We start from the raw sequence: 3254 nt of genomic DNA on the forward strand, positions 1-3254 counted from the left end.
TGCCCAGCGACGTCCTACTCTCACAGGGGGAGAGCCCCCAACTACCATCGGCGCTGGAGAGCTTAACTTCCGTGTTCGGCATGGGAACGGGTGTGACCTCTCCGCTTTCGTCACTAGACAAGTTTGAGTGAGCCATGCTCTCTCAAAACCAGATAACAGCTTCGACTTCTTTATGAATTTCAGAAGACTAACGAACATCTTTTTGGATAAGCCCTCGATCGATTAGTATCTCTCAGCTTCACGTGTTGCCACGCTTCCACACGAGACCTATCTACCTCATCGTCTCTGAGGGATCTTACTTACATAAAGTAATGGGAAATCTCATCTTGAGGGGGGCTTCATGCTTAGATGCTTTCAGCACTTATCCCTTCCACACGTAGCTACCCAGCTATGCTCCTGGCGGAACAACTGGTACACCAGCGGTGTGTCCATCCCGGTCCTCTCGTACTAAGGACAGCTCCTCTCAAATTTCCTGCGCCCACGACGGATAGGGACCGAACTGTCTCACGACGTTCTGAACCCAGCTCGCGTACCGCTTTAATGGGCGAACAGCCCAACCCTTGGGACCTACTTCAGCCCCAGGATGCGATGAGCCGACATCGAGGTGCCAAACCTCCCCGTCGATGTGGACTCTTGGGGGAGATAAGCCTGTTATCCCCAGGGTAGCTTTTATCCGTTGAGCGACGGCCCTTCCATGCGGTGCCGCCGGATCACTAAGCCCGACTTTCGTCCCTGCTCGACCTGTATGTCTCGCAGTCAAGCTCCCTTATGCCTTTGCACTCTGCGAATGATTTCCAACCATTCTGAGGGAACCTTTGGGCGCCTCCGTTACTTTTTAGGAGGCGACCGCCCCAGTCAAACTGCCCACCTGACACTGTCCCCGAACCGGATCACGGTCCTGGGTTAGAATGTCAGTACAGCCAGGGTAGTATCCCACCGACGCCTCCACCGAAGCTGGCGCTCCGGCTTCCAAGGCTCCTACCTATCCTGTACAAGCTGTACCAAAATCCAATATCAAGCTACAGTAAAGCTCCATGGGGTCTTTCCGTCCTGTCGCGGGTAACCTGCATCTTCACAGGTAATATAATTTCACCGGGTCTCTCGTTGAGACAGTGCCCAAGTCGTTGCACCTTTCGTGCGGGTCGGAACTTACCCGACAAGGAATTTCGCTACCTTAGGACCGTTATAGTTACGGCCGCCGTTTACTGGGGCTTCAATTCAGAGCTTCTCCCTTACGGGATAACCCCTCCTCTTAACCTTCCAGCACCGGGCAGGTGTCAGCCCCTATACATCGCCTTACGGCTTGGCAGAGACCTGTGTTTTTGATAAACAGTCGCTTGGGCCTTTTCACTGCGGCTCATCCAGGCTTGCACCCGGATAAGCACCCCTTCTCCCGAAGTTACGGGGTCATTTTGCCGAGTTCCTTAACGAGAGTTCTCCCGCGCGTCTTAGAATTCTCTTCCCGCCTACCTGTGTCGGTTTGCGGTACGGGCACCTCTCACCTCACTAGAGGCTTTTCTTGGCAGTGTAGGATCAGGAACTTCGGTACTGTAATTTCCCTCGCCATCACAGCTCAGCCTTGCGGCAAGCGGATTTACCTGCTTGCCAGCCTCACTGCTTGGACGCGCATTTCCAACAGCGCGCTTACCCTACCTTCCTGCGTCCCCCCGTCGTTCAAACGGTGAGGAGGTGGTACAGGAATTTCAACCTGTTTGCCATCGCCTACGCCTTTCGGCCTCGGCTTAGGTCCCGACTTACCCTGAGCGGACGAGCCTTCCTCAGGAAACCTTAGGCTTTCGACGGAGGGGATTCTCACCCCTCTTTTCGCTACTCATACCGGCATTCTCACTTCCAAGCGCTCCACCAGTCCTCTCGGTCTGACTTCGCTGCACTTGGAACGCTCCCCTACCATTGTCCGAAGGACAATCCATAGCTTCGGTGATACGTTTAGCCCCGGTACATTTTCGGCGCAGAGTCACTCGACCAGTGAGCTATTACGCACTCTTTCAATGGTGGCTGCTTCTAAGCCAACATCCTGGTTGTCTAAGCAACTCCACATCCTTTTCCACTTAACGTATACTTTGGGACCTTAGCTGATGGTCTGGGCTGTTTCCCTCTCGACTACGGATCTTAGCACTCGCAGTCTGACTCCCGAGGATAAGTAATTGGCATTCGGAGTTTGACTGAATTCGGTAATCCTGTAGGGACCCCTAGTCCAATCAGTGCTCTACCTCCAATACTCTCACCTCGAGGCTAGCCCTAAAGCTATTTCGGGGAGAACCAGCTATCTCCAAGTTCGATTGGCATTTCACCCCTACCCACACCTCATCCCCGCAATTTTCAACTTGCGTGGGTTCGGGCCTCCATCCAGTGTTACCTGGACTTCACCCTGGACATGGGTAGATCACCTGGTTTCGGGTCTACGGCCACGTACTTATTCGCCCTGTTCAGACTCGCTTTCGCTGCGGCTCCGCCTTTTCGGCTTAACCTTGCACGGGACCGTAACTCGCCGGTTCATTCTACAAAAGGCACGCTGTCACCCATTAACGGGCTCCAACTACTTGTAAGCGTACGGTTTCAGGATCTCTTTCACTCCCCTCCCGGGGTGCTTTTCACCTTTCCCTCACGGTACTGGTTCACTATCGGTCACTAGGGAGTATTTAGCCTTGGGAGATGGTCCTCCCGGATTCCGACGGGGTTTCACGTGTCCCGCCGTACTCAGGATCCACTCCGGAGAGAACGAAGTTTCGACTACAGGGCTGTTACCTTGTCCCGCGGATCTTTCCAGATCGCTTCATCTACTCCGTTCCTTTGTAACTCCAAAGGAGTGTCCTACAACCCCAGAAGGCAAGCCTTCTGGTTTGGGCTATGTTCCGTTTCGCTCGCCGCTACTCAGGAAATCGCATTTGCTTTCTCTTCCTCCGGGTACTAAGATGTTTCAGTTCCCCGGGTCTGCCTTTTATACCCTATGGATTCAGGCATAAATAACACGCCATTACGCGTGCTGGGTTCCCCCATTCGGAAATCTCCGGATCAAAGCTTACTTACAGCTCCCCGAAGCATATCGGTGTTCGTCCCGTCCTTCTTAGGCTCCTAGTGCCAAGGCATCCACCGTACGCCCTTATTAGCTTAACCGTCGATGTCGTTGGTCTTCTAAGACGCCGGCTACTCTCATAGCCGGTGAAATTCACAAAGAATTTCTTCAAATTTGGAAATTTGATGTCGTTACTGTTATCTGGTTTTCAAAGAACATA

At 53.1% G+C, this 3254-nt stretch carries 2 rRNA genes; both read right to left on the minus strand.

Annotated features, from left to right (window positions below):
- Position 1 precedes the first annotated feature (1 nt).
- Positions 2-118: ribosomal RNA gene (gene rrf / locus CR205_RS19960) — 5S ribosomal RNA — on the minus strand.
- Between the two features lie 84 nt (positions 119-202).
- Positions 203-3135: ribosomal RNA gene (locus CR205_RS19965) — 23S ribosomal RNA — on the minus strand.
- Between the last annotated feature and the right edge of the window lie 119 nt (positions 3136-3254).

The sequence above is a fragment of the Alteribacter lacisalsi genome (assembly GCF_003226345.1).
Lineage (GTDB): Bacteria > Bacillota > Bacilli > Bacillales > Salisediminibacteriaceae > Alteribacter > Alteribacter lacisalsi.